This window comes from Martinezella multihospitum (assembly GCF_900094585.1).
Classification (GTDB): Bacteria; Pseudomonadota; Alphaproteobacteria; order Rhizobiales; family Rhizobiaceae; genus Rhizobium; species Rhizobium multihospitium.
This window is the reverse complement of the sequence record NZ_FMAG01000007.1, coordinates 257,683-279,455: the sequence shown is the minus strand read 5'-3', so window position 1 is coordinate 279,455 and position 21,773 is coordinate 257,683. Positions and strand designations below refer to the sequence as shown.

At 60.4% G+C, this 21,773-nt stretch carries 19 protein-coding genes; 9 read left to right on the top strand and 10 right to left on the bottom strand.

Annotated elements, in window-relative coordinates; translation table 11 throughout:
* Positions 1–58: 58 nt before the first annotated feature.
* A complete protein-coding gene (locus GA0061103_RS26270) occupies positions 59–661 on the bottom strand; it encodes a hypothetical protein (protein WP_208603567.1) in 603 nt (200 codons plus the stop codon).
* A gap of 231 nt (positions 662–892) precedes the next feature.
* Between GA0061103_RS26270 and GA0061103_RS26265 the strand changes: the two genes are divergently transcribed.
* Positions 893–2,107 carry an NADP-dependent isocitrate dehydrogenase gene (locus GA0061103_RS26265; RefSeq protein ID WP_092716367.1) on the top strand — a complete coding sequence of 405 codons (1,215 nt, stop codon included), beginning with the start codon at positions 893–895 and terminating at the stop codon, positions 2,105–2,107.
* Between the two features lie 119 nt (positions 2,108–2,226).
* Complete coding sequence (locus tag GA0061103_RS26260; protein ID WP_092716365.1) at positions 2,227–2,853, top strand: glutathione S-transferase family protein; 627 nt, start codon at positions 2,227–2,229, stop codon at positions 2,851–2,853.
* A 49-nt stretch (positions 2,854–2,902) separates the two neighbouring features.
* Here GA0061103_RS26260 and GA0061103_RS26255 read toward each other — a convergent pair whose 3' ends face one another.
* From GA0061103_RS26255 to recA, 3 genes are all read right to left on the bottom strand, one after another.
* Complete coding sequence (locus GA0061103_RS26255) at positions 2,903–3,754, bottom strand: AraC family transcriptional regulator (protein WP_092716516.1); 852 nt, start codon at positions 3,752–3,754, stop codon at positions 2,903–2,905.
* A 136-nt stretch (positions 3,755–3,890) separates the two neighbouring features.
* Complete coding sequence (gene alaS / locus GA0061103_RS26250; protein WP_092716363.1) at positions 3,891–6,551, bottom strand: alanine--tRNA ligase; 2,661 nt, start codon at positions 6,549–6,551, stop codon at positions 3,891–3,893.
* A 171-nt stretch (positions 6,552–6,722) separates the two neighbouring features.
* Positions 6,723–7,811, bottom strand: coding sequence for a recombinase RecA (gene recA / locus GA0061103_RS26245; protein ID WP_075850656.1), 1,089 nt, complete (start codon positions 7,809–7,811; stop codon positions 6,723–6,725).
* 239 nt (positions 7,812–8,050) lie between these two features.
* On the opposite strand from recA, the gene GA0061103_RS26240 reads away from it, so the two are divergent.
* Both GA0061103_RS26240 and GA0061103_RS26235 read left to right on the top strand, forming a co-directional pair.
* Complete coding sequence (locus GA0061103_RS26240; RefSeq protein ID WP_092716361.1) at positions 8,051–8,995, top strand: carbohydrate kinase family protein; 945 nt, start codon at positions 8,051–8,053, stop codon at positions 8,993–8,995.
* Between the two features lie 46 nt (positions 8,996–9,041).
* On the top strand, positions 9,042–9,968 hold the full coding sequence (locus GA0061103_RS26235) for a pseudouridine-5'-phosphate glycosidase (RefSeq protein WP_092716359.1): 927 nt from the start codon (positions 9,042–9,044) through the stop codon (positions 9,966–9,968).
* A gap of 61 nt (positions 9,969–10,029) precedes the next feature.
* Here the strand turns inward: GA0061103_RS26235 and trpS are convergent, their stop codons facing one another.
* Both trpS and cckA read right to left on the bottom strand, forming a co-directional pair.
* Positions 10,030–11,049 (bottom strand): tryptophan--tRNA ligase, encoded by a 1,020-nt coding sequence (gene trpS / locus GA0061103_RS26230; protein WP_092716357.1) that lies wholly within the window; start codon positions 11,047–11,049, stop codon positions 10,030–10,032.
* A 225-nt stretch (positions 11,050–11,274) separates the two neighbouring features.
* Positions 11,275–13,893 (bottom strand): cell cycle histidine kinase CckA, encoded by a 2,619-nt coding sequence (gene cckA, locus GA0061103_RS26225; protein WP_092716355.1) that lies wholly within the window; start codon positions 13,891–13,893, stop codon positions 11,275–11,277.
* 392 nt (positions 13,894–14,285) lie between these two features.
* Here cckA and GA0061103_RS26220 point away from each other — a divergent pair, with 392 nt between their 5' ends.
* Positions 14,286–15,215, top strand: a complete 930-nt coding sequence (locus GA0061103_RS26220) for a flagellar biosynthetic protein FliO (RefSeq protein WP_092716353.1) — start codon at positions 14,286–14,288, stop codon at positions 15,213–15,215.
* Between the two features lie 94 nt (positions 15,216–15,309).
* Here GA0061103_RS26220 and dksA read toward each other — a convergent pair whose 3' ends face one another.
* Positions 15,310–15,729: an RNA polymerase-binding protein DksA gene (gene dksA, locus GA0061103_RS26215; RefSeq protein ID WP_015340076.1), complete on the bottom strand. Its 420-nt coding sequence runs from the start codon at positions 15,727–15,729 to the stop codon at positions 15,310–15,312.
* Between the two features lie 281 nt (positions 15,730–16,010).
* On the opposite strand from dksA, the gene GA0061103_RS26210 reads away from it, so the two are divergent.
* From GA0061103_RS26210 to GA0061103_RS26195, 4 genes are all read left to right on the top strand, one after another.
* Positions 16,011–16,502 (top strand): SixA phosphatase family protein, encoded by a 492-nt coding sequence (locus tag GA0061103_RS26210; RefSeq protein ID WP_092716514.1) that lies wholly within the window; start codon positions 16,011–16,013, stop codon positions 16,500–16,502.
* Positions 16,503–16,625: 123 nt separating this feature from the next.
* A complete protein-coding gene (locus GA0061103_RS26205) occupies positions 16,626–18,101 on the top strand; it encodes a YcjX family GTP-binding protein (RefSeq protein WP_092716512.1) in 1,476 nt (491 codons plus the stop codon).
* The gene (locus tag GA0061103_RS26200) at positions 18,098–19,177 is read left to right on the top strand and encodes a YcjF family protein (protein ID WP_092716351.1); all 1,080 of its coding nucleotides are present in this window, start codon (positions 18,098–18,100) and stop codon (positions 19,175–19,177) included. The genes GA0061103_RS26205 and GA0061103_RS26200 overlap by 4 nt, the downstream gene beginning before the upstream one ends.
* 105 nt (positions 19,178–19,282) lie before the next feature.
* Positions 19,283–19,834: a hypothetical protein gene (locus GA0061103_RS26195; RefSeq protein ID WP_092716349.1), complete on the top strand. Its 552-nt coding sequence runs from the start codon at positions 19,283–19,285 to the stop codon at positions 19,832–19,834.
* A gap of 83 nt (positions 19,835–19,917) precedes the next feature.
* On the opposite strand, the gene folK is transcribed toward GA0061103_RS26195, so the two are convergent.
* The 3 genes from folK to folP all read right to left on the bottom strand — a co-directional run bounded on the left by folK (position 19,918) and on the right by folP (position 21,719).
* A complete protein-coding gene (folK, locus tag GA0061103_RS26190) occupies positions 19,918–20,445 on the bottom strand; it encodes a 2-amino-4-hydroxy-6-hydroxymethyldihydropteridine diphosphokinase (protein WP_425349548.1) in 528 nt (175 codons plus the stop codon).
* Positions 20,429–20,800, bottom strand: coding sequence for a dihydroneopterin aldolase (folB, locus tag GA0061103_RS26185; protein WP_075850666.1), 372 nt, complete (start codon positions 20,798–20,800; stop codon positions 20,429–20,431). Before folB ends, folK begins: the two co-directional genes overlap by 17 nt.
* 61 nt (positions 20,801–20,861) lie before the next feature.
* On the bottom strand, positions 20,862–21,719 hold the full coding sequence (gene folP, locus GA0061103_RS26180; protein WP_092716345.1) for a dihydropteroate synthase: 858 nt from the start codon (positions 21,717–21,719) through the stop codon (positions 20,862–20,864).
* Positions 21,720–21,773 lie beyond the last annotated feature (54 nt).

Genomic DNA, 21,773 nt, shown 5'->3' with positions numbered 1-21,773 from the left:
AGACACCGGCCAATCGGCAAGGTTTTTGCGCATAAACGGCGGAATGAACCAGGCCGATTTATTGAGGATTGGCCGGCTTCTGCTGATCCGACGGCTGCTGCGTCTGGTCTGCCGGCTGTTGCTGCTGCTTGACGAGATCCACCATCACGCTCTTCAGCGAACTTGGATTGCCGTTGTCATCATTCGTAATGATGTCGTCGACGACGGGCTTTCCGCCTTCTTCGATGACCTCGAAACGAACCGCGGTCGTCTTCTGATAGTCGGCATCCGAGCCCATGCAAACGGATTTCTTGAAGGTGGCCAGCACCTCGGTCACATTGCTCTTCGGCGGCTGGGCGGCGATCTTCACCTCCTCAAGCGGACAGGCATCCTGCGCATTGACGATAACGTCATAGTCGAAGGGCGAAATGCCATCCTCGTCGGCAGCGGGAAACTGCGCGGCCGCCTGATATTTCGCTGCAAAATCCTTGCTGTAGATATCCTTGAGCTTGCTCTCGTCGAAAATATCCTGCCAGTCGCTGTCGCCGCCCGCCCAGTTCGAGACCGTCGCATCCATGATGGCCTTGACCGGTGTCGTCGCATCGGCCGCGAACGCCATATGGGTGCCAAGCGAAAACTGAATAAGCGTGAAAGCAAGTGCGGATGCGGCAAACTTCTGCATGACGTGATTCCATGACGATGGGGGCAACAGGCAAAACCTGGGCGACATTAGCCCCATCGACCGCTTTGGCAATGGCCGGATCGTAAAAAGCGGGTGATGTCACGAATGATCAAAAACGCGATGCCGGAGGCTCTATCGGCTTTGCGTTCCGCACTTGCGGTGCTATAGCCCTCGGGACTTTAAATTACCCACAGGACCATCCGGTCCCATCAGCTTAAACGAGGCAGAAGTATGAAGAAGATCAAGGTCGCAAATCCGGTTGCCGATCTCGATGGCGATGAAATGACTCGCATCATCTGGCAGTTTATCAAAGACAAACTGATCTACCCCTACCTCGATATCGATATCGACTACTACGACCTTTCCGTCGAGAACCGCGACGCCACCAACGACCAGGTCACCGTCGACGCCGCCAACGCCATCAAGAAGCACGGCGTCGGCATCAAGTGCGCGACGATCACGCCGGATGAAGACCGCGTCAAGGAATTCAACCTCAAGCAGATGTGGAAGAGCCCGAACGGCACGATCCGCAACATCCTCGGCGGCGTCATCTTCCGCGAGCCGATCATCTGCAAGAACGTGCCGCGCCTGGTTCCGGGCTGGACGAAGCCGATCGTCGTCGGCCGCCACGCCTTCGGTGACCAGTACCGCGCCACCGACTTCAAATTCCCCGGCAAGGGCAAGCTGACCATCAAGTTCGTCGGCGAAGACGGCACGGTCATTGAAAAGGACGTCTTCGACGCTCCCGGCGCCGGCGTCGCCATGGCCATGTACAACCTCGACGAGTCGATCCGCGAATTCGCCCGTGCCTCGATGATGTACGGCCTGATGCGCAAGTGGCCGGTCTATCTCTCGACCAAGAACACCATCCTCAAGGCCTATGACGGCCGCTTCAAGGATATCTTCGAAGAAGTCTACCAGAGCGAATTCAAGGCTCAGTTCGACGAGATCGGCATCACCTACGAACACCGCCTGATCGACGACATGGTCGCTTCGGCTCTGAAGTGGTCCGGCGGCTACGTCTGGGCTTGCAAGAACTACGACGGCGACGTCCAGTCCGATACGGTTGCCCAGGGCTTCGGCTCGCTCGGCCTGATGACCTCGGTTCTCTTGACGCCGGACGGCAAGACGGTCGAAGCTGAAGCCGCGCACGGCACGGTGACCCGCCACTACCGCCAGCACCAGAAGGGCCAGGAAACCTCGACGAACTCGATCGCTTCGATCTTCGCCTGGACCCGCGGCCTCGCACATCGCGCCAAGCTCGATGACAATGCCGAACTCGCCAAGTTCGCTTCGACGCTCGAAAAGGTCTGCGTTGACACGGTTGAAGCCGGCTACATGACCAAGGATCTGGCGCTGCTGATCGGCCCCGATCAGCCGTGGCTCTCGACCACCGCTTTCCTCGACAAGATCGACGAAAACCTCCAGAAGGCTATGGCTGCCTAAGCCTTGCGGACATAAACGGATGCGAAAACCCGGCCTCAGCGCCGGGTTTTCTTTTGCGTGGAATCTTGCCGCCGTGGCGAAGCGGTGGCAAGAATGCGCGCAACAAAAGGGAGAGACAGATGGCCGACGAACTCGTTTTCTATACCAACCCGATGTCGCGCGGACGTATCGCCCGCTGGATGCTTGAGGAAACCGGCCAGCCCTATCGCACCGAATATCTCGACTACGGCACGACGATGAAGGCGCCGGAATATCTTGCGCTCAACCCCATGGGCAAGGTGCCGGCCATCAAGCACGGCGATACCGTTGTTACCGAAGGCGCTGCCATCTGTGCCTATCTAGCAGAAACCTTTCCGCAAGCCGGTCTGGCACCAACTGCAGCCGAGCGCGGCCGCTATTTCCGCTGGATGTTCTTTGCGGCCGGGCCGTTCGAGATGGCGATCACCAATCGCGCCCTCGGTTTCGAAGTCCCGCCGGAGCGCCTGCGCATGGCCGGCTGCGGCAGCTTCTTAAATGTACTTGATGCCATGGAGCACGCCGTCACGACCTCGCCTTTCATCGCCGGCGACCGTTTTACGGCCGCCGACGTCTATGTCGGCTCGCATGTCGGCTATGGGCTGAATTTCGGGACGATCGAAAAGCGCCCGGCCTTCATCGATTATTGGAGCCGTGTGAGCGACCGCGACGCTTACCGCCGCGGCAACGAGATTGATAACGCCGCCATGCCGAAGCCGGCTAATGCCTGACAATACAAGGCATTAAGGGGGAATCCTCAACAGATCAAACTATATGCCGCTATTGGAGTGGCATATAGATATCGGTCAACAGCTCCGTAGGCGCGACGTCGCGCGGATTGTTGATATATTCCTCGAACATGACCGTATCGCGCAACTGCCGTCCGGAAGCCGGCAGCCATTGCGCATAGAGCCATTGATAGGCCTTGTGCATGTTGGCGTAAGGCCCCTTGTGGCGCAGCACGGCATATTCGCCGCCATCAAGGGAACGGCGCTCCAGCGGCGCATCGACGGCAATTCCCGCGCCCGCGGTGACACACGCATAGGACCGCAGCTTGTCGGCCTCCACGACGTCGGGATCGTCGAGATAGATGCCGATCATACGCATGTTCGGCCCGGCCAGACCGCGGGTGAAAATCGTGCCAAACAGTGTCTCGAAAGCCTGGCCGATCTGCATATAGTAGCCGCGATGGGCGACACCGATCAGTGACATCGGAGACATGGTGCGAAGCGCAACGTCGAACATAACAGTGATCCTTCCTTGGGTGCTGGGTTCGAAGATCGTGTGGCTTCCCTCATTCCGATATCGCGCCGGCGGCATGCCGTAGACGGATCTGAAGATGCGGTTGAACGACTGGAGGTTGGGATAGCCCGACCGCTTTGCAATGTCGCTGACGGATAGACGGGTGTTGACGAGATCGCCGGCGGCGCGATGCAGCCGCAGCCGCTTGACGGTCGCCGCCGCCGTCTCGCCATAGATCGCCCGATAGATCCTGTGCCAGTGATAGCTGGACATGCAGGCGATCTCGGCAAGCTTCTCCATATCCAGATCATCATCCAGATGCTCGTGAATATGGGCCGAAACCCGTCGTAACCGGGTCTCGTAAAGCGTCCACGCCGTTCCGCCACTCATGTCAAATCCCTTGCAAATCGATCGGCCCGACAAGAGCATAACCCGATTTGACAAATCCTGCGGAGTTGTCTGCACAAAGAAAAATGGCGGACACCGAAGCATCCGCCATTTTAGTTAGAACTATGAAATCAGCAAATTAGCCAGCAAGAGCCGCAGCAATCGCCTCAAGCGCTTCATCGGCCTTGGCGCCATCCGGGCCACCGGCCTGGGCCATGTCGGGACGGCCGCCGCCGCCCTTGCCGCCGAGGGCGACCGAAGCGATACGGACAAGATCGACAGCGCTTGTCCGGCCGATCAGGTCTTCGGTGACGGCGACGACGGCGCTGGCCTTGCCGTCTTCCGAGACGCCGATCAGCGCGACGACACCCGAGCCGAGGCTTGCCTTGGCCTCATCCGCCAGACCCTTGAGATCCTTGGGGTCGACACCGGAAATGGCCTTGCCGAGGAACTTTACGCCGTTGACCTCACGCACCGCATCGGTGGAGCCGCCCTGGCCGCCACCCATCGCAAGCTTGCGCTTGGCGTCTGCCAATTCGCGCTCCAGCTTGCGGCGCTCGTCCATGAGGGATTCGACACGGGAAACCACGTCCGTCGGCTGAACCTTCAGGGTCGATGCGAGGCTCTTCACGCGCTCATCCTGCTCGGCGAGATAGGCAAGAGCGGATTCGCCGGTCACAGCTTCGATGCGGCGCACGCCGGCACCAACGGCGCTTTCGCCGAGAATGCGCACGAGACCGATCTGACCGGTGGCGGAGACATGCGTACCGCCGCAAAGCTCGACCGAGTAGGGCTTGCCGGACTTCGCGCCACGCACACCCTGCCCCATCGACACAACGCGAACTTCATCGCCGTACTTCTCGCCGAACAGCGCCATTGCGCCTTCCGCAATTGCGTCGTCGACGCTCATCAGGCGGGTCGTCACCGGCGAATTCTGCAGGATGATTTCGTTTGCCATCTCCTCGACGACCTTCAGCTCCTCGGCCGACATCGGCTTCGGGTGCGAAACATCGAAACGCAGGCGTTCCGGCGCAACCAGCGAGCCCTTCTGCGCCACATGGGTACCGAGCACTTCGCGCAGCGCCTCATGCAGAAGATGGGTGGCGGAGTGATTGGCGCGCAGGCGCGAACGCCTGTTGTGATCGACCGTCAGGACGACGGCATCGCCGACCTTGATCTTGCCCTCGGACACTTCGGAGCTGTGAACGAAGAGGCCCTCGCCTTTCTTCTGCGTATCGCTGACTGCAAGTTTGCCGTGGTCACTGGAGATCACGCCGGTGTCGCCCATCTGGCCACCGGATTCACCGTAGAACGGCGTCTGGTTGACGACGATCTGCACCTTGTCGCCGGCAGCAGCGCTATCGACCGCGACGCCGTCCCTAACGATCGCCTGGATGACGCCTTCGGCAGATTCCGTGTCGTAGCCGAGGAATTCAGTGGCGCCGTTCTTTTCCTTGAGTTCGAACCAGATGGTCTCGGTCGCCTTGTCGCCGGAACCGGTCCAATGTGAGCGCGCTTCGGCCTTCTGCCGCTCCATGGCATCGGTAAAGCTGGAGATATCGACACCGATGCCGCGGGCGCGCAGCGCATCCTGCGTCAGATCGAGCGGGAATCCGTAGGTGTCGTAGAGCTTGAAGGCGGTCTCTCCATCCAGGCTGTCGCCCTTGTGCAGGTCCGAAGTGGCATCGTTGAGCAGCGACAGGCCGCGTTCCAGCGTCTTGCGGAAACGGGTCTCTTCAAGCTTCAGCGTCTCGGACGTCAGCGCTTCGGCGCGCACCAACTCAGGATAGGCGCGGCCCATCTGCTGGATCAGCGCCGGCAGCAGCTTCCACATCAGCGGCTCCCTGGCGCCCAGCAGCTGCGCGTGGCGCATGGCGCGGCGCATGATGCGGCGAAGGACATAGCCACGGCCTTCGTTCGACGGCAGAACGCCATCAGCAATCAGGAAGGCGGACGAACGCAGATGGTCGGCGATGACGCGATGGCTGGCGCGATGCTCGCCTTCGGCCTTGACGCCCGTTGCCTCTTCCGAGGCTTCGATCAGCGCGCGGAACAGGTCGATATCGTAATTGTCATGCTTGCCCTGCAACACGGCAGCCACGCGCTCGAGACCCATGCCGGTGTCGATCGACGGACGCGGCAGGTCGACCCGCTGCTCCTTGGTGATCTGCTCGAACTGCATGAAGACGAGGTTCCAGATCTCGATGAAGCGGTCCCCGTCTTCTTCCGGCGAGCCGGGAGGGCCACCCCAGATGTGATCGCCATGATCGTAGAAGATTTCCGAACAGGGACCGCAAGGGCCGGTATCGCCCATCGCCCAGAAATTGTCGCTGGTGGCGATACGGATGATCCGGTCGTCGGAAAGGCCGGCGATCTTCTTCCAGAGATTAAAAGCATCGTCGTCGGTGTGATAGACCGTGACCAGCAGGCGCTTGGCATCGAGGCCGAATTCCTTGGTGATCAGGTTCCAGGCAAGCTCGATGGCGCGCTCCTTGAAGTAATCGCCAAAGGAGAAGTTGCCGAGCATCTCGAAGAAGGTGTGATGGCGTGCGGTGTAGCCGACATTATCCAGGTCGTTGTGCTTGCCGCCGGCGCGCACGCATTTCTGCGCCGTCGAGGCCGTCGTATAGGGACGCTGCTCCAGGCCGGTGAAGACGTTCTTGAACTGCACCATGCCGGCATTGGTGAACATCAATGTCGGATCGTTGCGCGGCACCAGCGGGCTCGACGGCACGATCTCGTGACCGTTTTTCTTAAAATAGTCGAGAAAGGTCGACCGGATTTCATTCACACCGCTCATAGGGGGCCCTTCAGTCCTGCGCTCAGCAACTTGCGTCAAAGTCAGAGGCTTTTATCGTTCGCTCCGGGCGCTGTCCAGCCGCACGAACAAAACCGGCCGCACATCCCATGGACAATGCGGCCGGTTCGATCACTCAATTCATATCAAGCCGGGAATTGCTCCCGAAATCCGTTATTCGCCGCCAGCGTCGCCGTCATCGCCAGAATCGGGACCACCGTTCTGCAGGAAGCGGTCGGCGATCAGGCCAGCATTCTGGCGCAGCGACAATTCGATTTCGCGGGCGAGATCCGGGTTGTCGCGCAGGAAGATCTTCGCATTCTCGCGGCCCTGGCCGAGGCGCTGGCTGTTATAGGAGAACCAAGCACCGGACTTTTCGACGATACCGGCCTTGACGCCGAGATCGACCAGTTCGCCTGTCTTGGAGACGCCCTCGCCATACATGATGTCGAACTCGACCTGCTTGAAGGGCGGTGCCATCTTGTTCTTGACGACCTTGACGCGCGTCTGGTTGCCAATCACCTCTTCGCGCTCCTTGACGGCGCCGATGCGGCGAATGTCGAGACGAACCGAGGCGTAGAACTTCAGCGCGTTACCGCCGGTCGTCGTTTCCGGCGAACCGAACATGACGCCGATCTTCATGCGGATCTGGTTGATGAAGATCACCATGCAGTTGGACTTGGAGATCGAAGCCGTGAGCTTGCGCAGCGCCTGGCTCATCAGGCGAGCCTGCAGGCCCGGCAGGCTGTCGCCCATTTCGCCTTCGATTTCGGCGCGCGGCGTCAGCGCCGCAACGGAGTCGACGACGAGAACGTCGATGGCGCCGGAGCGTACCAGCGTATCGGTGATTTCAAGCGCCTGTTCGCCGGTATCCGGCTGAGAAATCAAGAGATTCTGCAGATCGACGCCAAGCTTGCGGGCATAGACCGGATCGAGCGCATGTTCCGCATCGACGAAGGCGCAGATGCCGCCCTTCTTCTGCGCTTCCGCAATGGTCTGCAGCGCCAACGTCGTCTTACCCGAGCTTTCCGGCCCGTAGATTTCGATGATACGCCCCTTCGGCAAGCCGCCAATGCCGAGAGCGATATCGAGGCTCAGAGAGCCGGTGGAAACCGTTTCGATTTCGACCACGTTCTCGTTAGAGCCGAGCTTCATGATCGAGCCCTTGCCGAACGACCGCTCAATTTGAGACAGTGCCGCTTCAAGTGCCTTGCTTTTATCCACCGATTTGTCCTCTACAAGCCGCAAAGAATTCTGAGACATTCGATCCACCTTTAGGTTATTGAAGCCGCTCTAGCAATGTCGCCGCTGATGAGAATTGTGTACTTGATTTGTTCTTATATCGCAAGAGCACAACAAGCAATTGAAAGAAAAAGGTAAAATGAATTCCGTTCTATTTTTGTTTTCTTCTTTCTTCCCAGGCACTTACATGCCCGAAACGGTGAATTGCGAGATGTTTGCGGCTCGCTCGATTCGCCTTTTCGGCTGCTGAGGATAACCCTATGGCGAAAAAGATTCTCGTTCTTGGCGGCGCCCATATCGACCGGCGCGGCCGCATCTTCGGCGAGACGGCGCCCGGCGCCAGCAACCCCGGTGCATGGTTTGAGGAACCCGGCGGCGGCGGCTTCAATGCGGCCCGAAATCTTGCCCGCCTGGGTTTTGACGTAAAGCTGATCTCGCCGCGTGGCGGCGATCCCTCGGGCGAGATGGTGGCGGAAGCCGCAAGCCATGCCGGCATCGACGACAAGCCCTTCGTCTTCCTCGATCGCAAGACGCCGAGCTACACCGCGATCCTCGAGAATGACGGCAATCTGGTCATCGCGCTTGCCGACATGGAACTCTACAAGCTCTTCGTACCAAGACGCTTGGCGATTCGCGCCGTTCGCGATGCCTTCGAAGAAACCGACCTCATTCTCTGCGACGCCAATCTTCCGGCGGAAACCTTAGGCGCGATTGCGGCAAGGGCGGCTTTTTGCGGCAAGCCCGTTGCCGCCATCGCCATCTCGCCGGCCAAAGTCGTGCGGCTGAAACCGAGCCTCGCCGGCGTCGACCATCTGTTTCTCAATGAAGCCGAAGCTGCCGCACTGACCGAAATCCGTCCGGAAGACCCACGCGAATGGGTGAATGCTTTGCGCGCGCTTGGCCTGCGCAACGGTGTCATCACCCGCGGCAAGCGCCCGCTGATTGCCTTCTCTCGCGATACCGTGGTCAGCCTGCAGCCGCCTGTCGTCGACGATGTGGCCGATGTCACCGGTGCCGGAGATTCGCTTGCTTCGGGCGTTCTCTCCGCTGTGCTCGCTGGCCACGATCTCGCAGAAGCCGTCCGCCATGGCGCCGCGGCAGCGGCGATCACCGTTCAGTCACCCTTTGCCACGGCGGAAAATCTCTCTCCCGAACTGCTAAAGACGATGCTGGCCCTTGTTCCCAGGGCCGAAATTCTGTCATGAAGCCTGTTCAAAACGCGTATACTGTTTCAGTGAATTGGAAACGACAATGACCCAGCCTATCTCGCCCCTGCTTCCGATCTCCTATTCGAAGGAAGTCGCTGCCGCCAAGCTGCGCGGTGCCCCCCTCGTCGCACTGGAATCGACGATCATCACCCACGGCATGCCCTATCCGGGCAATATCGAGATGGCCCGCAGCGTCGAAGCGATCATCCGGCAGGAAGGCGCGGTGCCGGCAACCATCGCCGTCATTCACGGCACGCTGCACATCGGCCTCGAGCCGGAAGAGCTGGAAGCCCTTGCCAAGACGGAAGGTGCGATGAAGGTCTCGCGCGCCGACCTTGCCTTTGCGATCGCCGAGCGCCGCACCGGCGCAACCACGGTTGCTGCCACGATGATTGCCGCAGCTCGCGCCGGCATCAAGGTTTTCGCCACCGGCGGCATCGGCGGCGTGCATCGCGGCGCCGAAGAGAGCTTCGACATTTCAGCAGATCTTGAAGAGCTTTCCCGCACCGGCGTCATCGTCGTCTGCGCCGGCGCCAAGGCGATCCTCGATATTCCGAAGACACTCGAAGTACTGGAAACCCGCGGCGTTCCGGTCGTGACTTATGACAGCACCGAATTCCCGGCCTTCTGGTCGCGTTCCTCCGGCCTGACGAGCCCGCTGACACTCAACAGCCCGGCCGCCATCGCCAACTTCCAGACGACGCGCGAACAGCTCGGCATCGACGGCGGCATGCTGATCGCCAATCCGGTACCGGAAGCCGACGAGATCCCGCGCGAGGAGATGGAAATCTACATCGAACGAGCCCTCGACAGCGCCGAGCGCGACGAGATCACCGGCAAGGCGGTCACGCCCTATCTGCTGAGCACCATCTTCGACATCACCGAAGGCCGCAGCCTCAAGACCAACATCGCGCTTGTCGAAAACAATGCGCGCCTGGCCGCCGAGATCGCCGTCGCTCTGGCAGAGTAATTAGAATATCAGTCACAAGAACGGCCGGGTGCGTCAAAAATCGCCCGGCCGTTCTTTTGTTTTAGGCCAAGGAGAACAGGCCCAGGGCAGATCGTAGTTCCGCAAGCGTCGCCTCCGTCCGTTCCCTCGCCCGTCGAGTGCCCTCGCGCACGATCCCCATCACATAATCCGGCTCTGCCGCGTAGTGTGCGCGGCGCTCGCGGATCGGTGCGAGCAGCGCTTGCAGGACCTCCTCCAGATGTCTCTTCAGGGTGACGTCGCCAAGACCACCACGGCGATAATGTGCCTTCATCTCATCGACCAGCTGCCGATCCTCACAGAAGGCATCCAGATAGGTGAAGACGACGTTTCCCTCGACCTTCCCGGGATCGCTGACACGCAAGTGATCCGGATCGGTATACATTCGCCGCACCGCGTCGCGTATCTCATCTTTCGATGCCGAAAGCGGGATGGCATTGCCCTGGGATTTGCTCATCTTGGCCTTGCCGTCGACACCAGGCAGGCGCCCGACGCTCGGCACCATGGCGATAGCCTCGACGAGAACATCACGCCCGATCTGCCGGTTGAGACGGCGAACGATCTCGTTGGTTTGCTCGATCAACGGCGCCTGGTCCTCGCCCACCGGAACGACCGTCGCCTTGAAAGCGGTGATATCGGCGGCCTGCGCGACCGGATAGCAGAGAAAGCCGGCCGGCACGTCGCGTTCGAAGCCGCGCAGCTGGATCTCCGTCTTGATCGTCGGGTTGCGCTCCAGGCGGCTGACCGTGACGAAATTCAGATAGAGCAGCGTCAGTTCCGCCAGCGCCGGCAAAGCGGATTGCACGCAGATCGTCGTCAGTGCCGGGTCGATGCCGACAGCGAGATAATCGATGGCCACTTCGAGAACATTGCGACGGACTTTCTCAGGATCCTGGGCGTTATCGGTCAGCGCCTGTGTATCCGCCAAGAGCAGGAATTGCTCGTGGCTGTGCTGAAGCGCGACGCGGCTCTTCAGCGAGCCGACATAGTGGCCGAGATGGAGCGGACCTGTGGTCCGGTCGCCCGTCAGGATAACAGGACGAGTATCGATAGGGGAAAACATTTCGTTGCTCCGCAAAAGGAGCCGCCGCAATCGGGAAGGAAAACTAAAATAAACCAATGCCAGCCGGATCACGGCGGCAGGGTCGATTTCAAGACACGACGACTGCCGCTCCTAGAAGGAGCGCCACCAAATTTGGTAAATGGGCTTGGCAAGATCGATCATGGGCGGTTGATTACACCGTTGCGCCGCAATCGGCAACATGGAGAGGCGAGAGACGCCCCTCACCTAGTTCTTGTCCAGCGTCTCGCGTACGACGACGGCAAGCTGTTTCAGCGAGAACGGCTTCGGCAGGAAGCCGAACTGCGCATCGGCCGGCAGGTTACGGGCAAAGGCATCCTCGGCATAGCCCGACACGAAAATGAACTTCATCTCGGGATATTTCTTGCGCAGTTCCCGCAGCAGCGACGGTCCGTCCATTTCAGGCATGACCACGTCGGAGACGACGACATCAACTTGCCCATCGAGTTCGTCCATGATGTCGAGCGCCTCGACGCCGGAGCCAGCCTCATAGACCGTATAGCCGCGCGTCTCCAGCATGCGCTTGCCGCCGCGGCGCACCGCCTCTTCGTCTTCGACCAGAAGCACGACCGCAGATTTGCCAGTGAGATCGGCCGGCTCTTCCGGCGCTGCCGCCAGGCCGACACTCTGATCCATGGCCGCGACATCGCGGCTCTCCGGCAGCTTGGCATCCGTCACGGCAGGCATTTCAACGATGTGCCGCGGCAGGAAGATGCGGAAGGTCGTTCCCTTGCCCACTTCCGATTCCGGCTGGATATAGCCACCGGACTGCTTGATGATGCCATAGACCATCGCAAGGCCGAGGCCGGTGCCCTTGCCCACTTCCTTGGTCGTGAAGAAGGGCTCGAAGATCTTGTCCATGATCTCAGGCGCGATGCCGGTGCCCGTGTCGCTGACTTCGACGAGCACCATGTCCTCATGCGGCAGGAAGGGATAATTGAACGCGCCGGCATCGGCCGCAAGCAGATTGCGGGTGCGCAGCGTCAGCGTACCGCCGCCGGGCATGGCATCACGGGCATTGACGCACAAGTTGATGAGCACCTGCTCGAACTGCGACAGGTCGGTTTTGACTGGCCAGAGGTCGCGGCCGTATTCGACGTCGAGCTTGACATGCGTGCCCGACAGCAGCCGATCCACCAGCATGCGGAGATCGCCGATCACATCGGTCAGGTTGAGAACCGTCGGCCGCATCGTCTGCTTGCGCGAAAAGGCGAGCAGCTGCCTGACCAGCACGGCTGCACGATTGGCATTGCGCTTGATTTCCATCAGATCCGCGAAGCTGGCGTCGGAGGGCCGCGCCTGCAGCAGCAGATGGTCGGACGAAAGCAGGATCGCGGTCAGCACATTGTTGAAGTCATGCGCGATGCCGCCCGCAAGCGTACCGACGGCATTGAGCTTCTGCGTCTGCGCCATCTGCGTCTCGAGCGCCTTCTGCTCGGTCACCTCGACCGCATAGACGATGGCGGCCTCCTCGGGCGCCTCATCGGTCTGGTCGATGACGGCGTTGACGTAGAAGCGGAAATGCCGCGTGTCGTCCTTGGGATTGCGGGAGTCGATCGGTGGGATATCGCCTTGCCTGTCCTTGGCGGCCGCCAGCGCCTGATGCAGGCTCGGCCGATCGCTTTCATTGACGATGGCTTCGAGGGCTGCGCCGCGTTCGATGTCGTCGCGCGACACCAGATCCGAGAATAGCTTCAGGAACGGTGCATTGGTTCGCAGAATGCGCCCGGCACCATCGACGGAAGCAATCGCCATTGGCGTATTGTTGAAGAAGCGGCTGAAACGCATCGCCGCTGCGGAAGCCGACTGCTCGGTGTCGGCACCGTTCTGCCGTGTCAGGACGATGGTGCGGCTCTCGCCGGGAGCGCCGTCGCGCATCGACGTCACACTATGGACGATCTGAACCGGAAGGCTCTGACCGTTGGCGCGGCGCAGATCGAGATCGAGCGTCACCGTCTTCTTGAGGCCCGGTTCCGCTTGTACGGACTGAATGAGCGCAAGCCCTTCGCCGGCGACGAGATCGCCTATCGTCATCGAGCCCGGCACGAACTTGGTCAGATCGAAGCCCAGCCATTCGGCAAGCGTCGCATTGAGGTAGAAAATCTCGCCCTTGCGGCCGGCGGAAAAGAAGCCGGCCGGCGCATGGTCGAGATAATCGATCGCGTTCTGCAATTCCTTGAAGAAGCGCTCCTGATCGTCGCGCTCGGAGGTGATGTCGGTGATCTGCCAGATATGCAGCGCTTTATTGCTGTCTTGTTCCGCCGGCAGCACCCGCGCTTTCAGACGATACCAATGGGCTCCCTGGCCGATCCCGTTGAAGGGACCGAGGGGTTTCAGCAACCGGAACTCCTCCGATCCCTCCTTGCCGTCGCGCAGGCCATTGGCGAGCCGGTAGAGAGCTTCGTTGGACTCACGGTTTCGCGACAGCAGCATCTCCAGCGACTGCACTTCCGTCGCCTTGGTCGCGCCGGTCAGCCGGCCATAGGCGGCATTGGCGTAGACGATGCGGCCCTTCTCGTCTGTGATCAGCGTCCCATCCGGATGGCTGTTGAGGAAGGAGCGCGCCAGGCTGTCGGACTGCGGCTGCGGCATGACCTCGACGAAGCCGATGATCGAAGACACCAGGAAGAAGATGCCGACCATGGCAAGAATGCCCAGGCCGCCAAGAACCGCCTCATTGTCGAGCTGGTTCTTGAAGACGACAAAAGCCGCCGCCGCTGCCATAAGAACCAGCGCAAGCAGAATGATGCGCAGCACGGTTCCCGAACGAACTCCGCGATCCACCAGCGGCACGCTATACTCGTCGGACGGACGCTGCTTCGTCATAAACCCCTCGTGTCAGCCGTTCTCCTCGCGACATGTCATACACGTTGGGGGTCGCCGGAGTCGGACCTTTCGAATCTTCTTTATCAATTTGCGTCATCCACAAAAAGCTTTGCCGGGCCAGAAAGGCTTGAATTCACAAGCAATAGAATACAACAGCCTGCAATCGCATCTTGTCTCCGGCGCAATCCTGTTCATATGATCGCCGTATAGAAGGGTCATGGTCAAAGCTTTACCCGCCGCAGTTGCGCCTACTGCATAATTCGTTAAATCGGAATCGATTTAGGGATAAAATTATGCAGCGGATTTAAAGTACTACAGCGACCTTTGCGCGTCACATCTGACGCGCGGCGCCGTAGACCGCGACATCGGGGACAATTACGGAGTATCTCGATATGTTGGACGATATCGCCGGAGCCTATGGCAGCCGTTTCTTTCTCGCAGCCGGTGGAGTTGGCATTGCCCTGCTCGTGCTGATCGGCATTCTGTGGATCATGCGCAACCGAGCGCCTTCTCCCTTCGTGCGCGGCGGCAAGAACCGTCAGCCTCGCCTGCAGGTGCTGGATGCCGCCGCCGTCGATGCCCGCCGCCGTCTCGTGCTCGTGCGACGCGATGGCATCGAGCATCTGATCATGATCGGCGGCCCGACGGACATCGTCATCGAATCGGGCATTTCCGATGCCACCCGGGCTGGAAGTGCCGCAACGCCGGTCGATATCCCCATGGCATTTGAAGAGAGGCCGCCACAGCAGCAGAAGGCGGCTGCGGTGGAAGCACCTCCCGCAGCGCTTCCGCAGCGCCAGCAATCCGCTGAAGACAAGATCGAAGCCTATTTGCGCAATGAACCCCGCCTTGCACCTGCAGCGGAACCCGCTCCGGTGCCGCAGGTGGCCGAACGCCCACAAGTCGCCGCCGTCAAGCCGCCGCAACCGGCTCCTCAGCCCGCTCCGGCAATCAGCGAGGCAGAAGCAGCCGACATACTGGACGCTGCTCGCCATGTTGTTCTGCCACAGCAGCAACCTGCTCCGGCGCGCCAGGCGGCAGTCGAACCCACCCTCGCACCCACGCCCGCTGCCGAACCCGGCAATGATTTCCAGCGCATACTGGAAGCTGAAATGTCAAAGAACCTGACCGCCGAACGGATCATTCCAAACGCGCCGGCACCGCGGCAGGTGCAGCAGCAGCCAAATGCCGCGCCATCCCCAATCCCGAGCCCGGCAAAACGCGTCGAACCCGAACTAGCACCGCTCACCGGAGCCGACAGCGCCCTTCAGAAAGAAGTCGCTCGCATCTTCGGGGAAATGAGCGTCAGCCGCGACAAATAGGGCGCGGCCTCTGAAACGCCGGAATCGAAAAAGGCACGACGGATATCTCCGTCGTGCCTTTGTTCTATAAGCCCGGTCGAAGCCGAACCACCATTCACTCGTCGCGATAAACCTTCTCGCGGCGCTCGTGGCGTTCCTGTGCTTCGATCGACAAGGTGGCGATCGGACGCGCATCCAGACGCTTCAAGCCGATCGGCTCACCAGTTTCCTCGCAATAGCCGTAAGTACCGTCTTCAATACGCTGCAATGCGGCATCGATCTTGGAGATGAGTTTACGCTGGCGGTCGCGGGCCCGAAGCTCAATGGCTCTGTCTGTTTCCGAAGATGCCCGATCGGCGAGATCGGGATGATTTGCGCTTTCTTCTGCCAGATGATCCAGGGTCTCGCGCGCTTCTCTAAGGATGTCGTTTTTCCATGCCACCAGCTTCGCTCGAAAATAAGCTCGCTGGTTCAGATTCATGAACTCCTCGTCTTCCGAGGGCACATAGTTGCTAAGATCGATCTTCTCACTCAACGCGATTCTCCTGAAGAACATCTCATATGGCTGGGCTGTATATCCCAACCAATAGTGCCGATTCAAGCCAAATAGATGCTGTCAACTGATTTTTAAATTTGTCATAAAATTCGGCTAAGGGTCTATTTTTTCATCACTTCTTCACGTCAGCCCCGATTCTGGGTGCTCGTAACCTTCCCGTGAAGGTGGGGCATTTCGCCTTCACGCGGATCGCCTCGCAGTTGACGGCGCATGCGAACAGACGCTACCTCATTGGGGAAATCGAGCCTCGGAATTTCGCCATGACCAAAATTTCGCCGCCGCCCTCCAGGATCTATCTTCTACGCCATGCCGAGGCCCGGCAGGCTGCGCCCGGACAGAAAGATTTCGATCGTCCCTTGAGCGACAATGGCTATGCGGCGGCCGAGATCGTCGCGGAGAAAGCGGTCGATAAAAGCTATAAGCCGGACCTCGTCATTTCTTCCACTGCAATGCGCTGTCGTCAGACTGCCGCGGCCATGCGCCGCGCCGTCACGCCTTCGACGGAATTCCGCTTTGTCGATGCACTCTATAGCGGCACGCCGGATATCTACCTGTCGCTTATCTCGGCGCAGACTGACCAGGAGTCGGTCATGCTGGTCGCGCACAATCCGATCATCGAGCTGACGCTCGCCGCGCTGATCGGACATGAGGCCTTCGCCGATGCGCTCCCGCATGGCTTTCCGACAGCCGGCCTTGCTGTGATCGATGCGGCACCATCGGGCTGGACCCTGACGGATTTTGTCACCGCATAGAGACTTCCCCGATATCGGCTGCGATCCCGCGCGCCAGTGATTGCCGAGGCATATCTGCTCACCTTTTCGGCGCGGGTTTCGATCCCTATATTCACGGCCTCGCTGTCATCCAGGGATTCCGCCTTGCCCCCAAGCCTGACCTCTTTTACCGACGACGCCCTCATCGCCTTTGACAATCTGGCCGATCGCGCCGCCGGCCTCGTCAATCCGACGATCCGTCTGGGTGTTACAGGCCTCTCCCGTTCGGGCAAGACCGTCTTCATCTCCTCATTGGTGCATAATCTCCTGAATGGCGGACGCCTGCCGCTGTTCGAGCCCGTTCAATCCGGCCGCGTCTCCGCCGTCCGCCTCGAGCCGCAGCCGGACGATGCCGTGCCGCGTTTTCAGTATGAGGATCACATCCGCGCCCTGGTCAAAGACCGCATCTGGCCGGATTCGACGCGCGCCATCTCCGAACTGCGCATCACGCTGGATTATCAAAGCGCGAGCGGCTGGAACCGCCTGTTTTCGCCCGGTCGCCTCTCCATCGATATCGTCGATTACCCCGGCGAATGGTTGCTCGACCTGCCGCTGCTCACCAAGGATTTCCGCACTTTCAGCGAGGAAACGCTGGCCCTGGCAAACACCGGCATTCGCTCCGAGCTTTCACGTCATTGGCTTGCCATGACGGAAGAGGCCAATGTCGCAGCATCTGCGGATGAAATGAGGGCACGCGACCTCGCCACCGCCTTTGCCGACTATCTCAAAGCCTGCAAATCCGACGAGCGCTCGCTCTCGACGCTGCCGCCGGGCCGTTTCCTGCTGCCTGGCGATCTCGACGGCTCACCTGCCCTCACCTTCGCACCGTTGAAGCTGCCGCCCGAAGGCGCAGCGCCGAAGGGCTCGCTCTGGGCGATGATGGAGCGCCGCTACGAGGCCTATAAGTCCGTCGTGGTCAAACCCTTCTTTCGCGAGCACTTTGCTCGCCTCGACCGGCAGATCGTTCTGGTCGATGCCCTGCAGGCCATCAATCGCGGCCCGGAAGCGGTGCAGGATCTGGAACGGGCGCTGACGGATGTACTGGCCTGCTTCCGCCCAGGCACGAACTCGCTCCTCTCTTCTCTGCTCGGCCGCCGCATCGATCGCGTACTGGTTGCCGCCACCAAGGCCGACCATCTTCATCATGAAAGCCATGACCGACTTGAGGCATTGACGCGCCGTCTGGTCGAACGTGCGATCGAGCGCATCGGCATGGCCGGCGCCGGCATAGAGGTCATGGCGATCGCTTCGGTGCGCGCGACGCGGGAGGCGACGGTGACCCGCGACGGCCAGACGCTTCCGGTCATCGTCGGCACGCCGATGGATAAGGAAACCATCGCTGGCGAGACCTTCGACGGCAACCGCAAGACGGCGGTCTTCCCCGGAGATCTGCCGGAAAACCCGCGCTGGCTGTTCGAAGCTCTTGAATCGGACGGGGCGAAGGTCCATCTGCCCGAAGTGAACGTCGTGCGGTTTCGCCCGCCGGAGCTCGACGAAACCGGTGAAGGCATCAAGCTTTCGGTGCCGCATATTCGCCTCGACCGCGCCATGCAGTTCCTGTTCGGAGACCGTCTCGCATGACGAAATCGACCGAAAACGAGCAAAACGGCAACCGCCGCCCGGCCGCCTTCACGGTGGAACCGGAAACCTCCAGAAAAGAGGCAACTCCGCCAGCGGTTCGCAAGCCGCGGAGCTTCGATACCGACATCGTGCTGACGCCCGATGCGGAGGATCCGTTCATCAATCCGGCCCTCGGTGCCGATGCGGATGCAACTGCCATCGCCAAGCCCCGCCGCAAGGGATTCTCCTTTGGCAAGGTGGCGCTCAGTGCGCTTGGCATTCTGGTGTCGCTCGCCTTCGGCCTCTGGACCGATCAGCTCATCCGCGATCTGTTCAGTCGGGCCGACTGGCTTGGCTATACCGCCCTTGCGGTCGTCGCCATCGGCATCCTGGCCGTGCTTGCCATCGTCATCCGCGAGACCGCCGGAATGATGCGGCTCGCCGCCGTGCAGACCATCAAGGCCGAGGCGGAAGCCGCCATCGTCGAGACCCGGCCCGCCCGTGCCAAGGCATTGGTCAAGCGCCTCTGCACCATTCTGGAAGCCAATCCGGACACGGCAAGAGGCCGGGCGACCCTGAAGGCAGCGGAAGGCGACATCATCGATGCGCCGCAGCTGATCGACCTTGCGGAGCGCGAGCTTCTCGGCCCCCTCGACCGCCGTGCCCGGGCGCTGATCCTCGGCGCGTCGAAACGCGTGTCGGTCGTAACGGCCGTCAGTCCCCGCGCCCTCGTCGATATTCTCTATGTTCTCTATGAAGCGGCCAAACTGGTCCGCGCCATGGCCGAACTCTATGGCGGCAGACCCGGCACGCTTGGCATGGTCAGGCTGATGCGCGATGTGATCGCCCATCTCGCCGTCACCGGCTCCATCGCCGTCGGCGACAGCATCGTCCAGCAGTTGATCGGCCACGGACTGGCGTCGAAGCTCTCCGCCCGTCTTGGGGAGGGCGTCGTCAATGGCATGATGACCGCAAGAATCGGAATAGCGGCCATGGATCTCTGCCGGCCCCTGCCCTTCAAGGCGCTCAAGCGACCGGGCATTGCCGATTTCGCTGGCGACCTCACGCCGAATGTCACCGGCCGCAACCCGGCGTGATGACCTGCAAATTAGGGACTTCAGCACATCAGGAAACCAAGCATTAACCATTCTAGGGCAAAAGTGACAACCAGTTTCACGGTTTCGCCTCGCTAGGGAATGTCCATGTTTTCGCGTCGATTTCTTCTTGTAAGCAGCTTTGCCGCCGCAGCCATCTCCACCGGCGTCTGGACGCAATCAGCCGACGCGGCACCCCGCGACAAGGCCTTCTTCCAGTCGATTTCAGGCACATGGAGCGGCCCCGGCGAGATCGTTGCCGGCAAGTACAAAGGCACGAAATTCACCTGCAATCTCACCGGCAAGCCATCCGATGGCAGCAGCGCCGGCGTCAAGCTCGACGGCACCTGCCGCGTCGGCGTCTTCCAGCAGCCGATGTCGGCCGAGATCACGCAGAGCGGCGGCTCCTATAGCGGAAAATTCCTGGATGGCGCGGCCGGCAAGGGCCTCGACGTCACATCGGGCACCGTCAACGACAACACCGTCGTCCTTGGACTGATCCGCCAGAAGCTGAACGGTGCCATGATCGCCCGCGTTCCGGACAGCAAGTCGATGAACGTCACCATTTCGGTGAAGGTCGGCGAACAGATGGTGCCTGTCATCGGCGTCACGCTGAAGCGCGCCGACGTCGACCAGATGGCGGTTGGATCGATCCAGTAAGCATTGGACAACAATCCATAAAGAGAAAGGCCGGCAAAATTGCCGGCCTTTCTCTTTATATAAATATAATCATATGATCCAGTTCAGGCCGTCCGCCACCAGTCGCGGCTTTCGTCCGCAACCTCGATACCTTCGACATCAACATCCTGCAGCCAATCCGAGATCGCCCTACCCTTCACCACTAGATCCGCGGCAAAATCGGCAAGCGGCATCAGCACGAAACCACGCTCCACCATCCGCGGATGCGGAATGGTGAGCAGTGGCTCGGCCTGTTCCAGATCTCCATAGGTCAGGACATCGATATCGATCGTTCGCGGCCCCCAGCGTTCGATCCGCACCCGCTTCATCTGCCGCTCTATATCGAGGCACACATCGAGCAGGACTTCCGGAGTGAGGGTCGTGTCGACGGCCGCACAGGAATTATAGAAGAAGGACTGGTCCGTCTTGCCCCAGGGCGGCGTGCGATAAAGCCGCGACACCGAAACCACCTGACAATCGGCGCGATGATCCAGCGTGCGCAAGGCGAGCGCCATGGCGCGGACCGGGTTGTCCAGATTGCCACCCAAACCGAGCGTCGCCCGCACGGCTACACCTTCAGGCAAAATGCTCAATGCTCACCTGCACATAATCGAGAACGCCCGGAACCGGGGCATTGGGCTTGCGTACCGTGATTTTGGCGCGGCGGATACTCGGAAAACGACGGCATAGTTCCTTCGCCACATCGAGCGCCAGCGCCTCGATCAGATAGCGTCTACGCCCAGTCACGATTTCCTCGATGACGCTGAACGCGATGCCGTAATTGACGGTGTCGTCGATCGAATCGCGCTCCAGCGCATCGCCGGCTTCGACATCGAGTTCGGCATCGACGAAGAAACGCTGGCCAAGGAATTCCTCCTCATCATGGACGCCGTGCCGGGCAAAGAAGGCGCAATTCTGCAAAGTAATGGTGTATGTCACAGCGCTCATGGCGTCTCTCCGTTTCGAACAGGCGCGATCGGGTTCGAAAACCGCTCCCTGGATTCGAGCATTATGCTTTAAGTCTCGCGCGCGTCCTGAGAATAGCATCCGCAACCGCCAGCGCGTCCCTGTTGATTGCGACATTGTGTACGCGGAATATCGCAGCTCCCTGCAGCCGCAGGATCGCACTGGTTGCGGCGGTGCCGACATCGCGATCGGCTGCCTCGCGGCCCGTTATAGTGCCGATGAACCGCTTGCGCGAGGTGCCGACCAACAGGGGCAGCTCGAAGCGCAACAACGCATTGAAACGTGCCATCAGCTCCAGATTCTCCTCAGCATTTTCTTTGGCGAAGCCAAAACCCGGATCGAGCACGATAGTCTGCCTGTCGACGCCGGCCGCAACGGCAATTTCCAGCGAGCGATTGAGAAAGAAAAGCTGGTCATCGATCACATCGGGCAGCTTCTGTCGGTCACGACCGGTATGCATGATGCAGAGGCCAGCGCCCGTTTGCGCGGCCACGGTAGCAATATCAGGCTCGCGCTGCAGGCCGAAAACGTCATTGACGATATGCGCGCCGGCGCCGATCGCCAGCCGCGCCGTATCGGCACGATAGGTATCGATGGAAATCAGCGCATCGGTCCTGCCGCGCAAGGCTTCGATGACGGGCAGTACCCGCCCCTGCTCTTCGCTGGCATTGACGGCGGCGGCACCCGGCTTGGTCGATTCGCCGCCGATATCGATGATGCCAGCCCCATCCTCGACACAGGCCAGCGCATGGGCAACGGCCGCATCGACGGCCTCATAATGCCCGCCGTCAGAAAAGGAATCAGGCGTCACATTGACGATAGCCATGATGACGCTCTGTCCGCCGACATCGATACGGCGACCATGGGCGACATGCCAAGTTTGGCTGCGAAGCTCCGTCACGAACCGTCCATCCCATTGAAAAGGAAAAAACCTTGCGCTTGATATTGCGCTCAC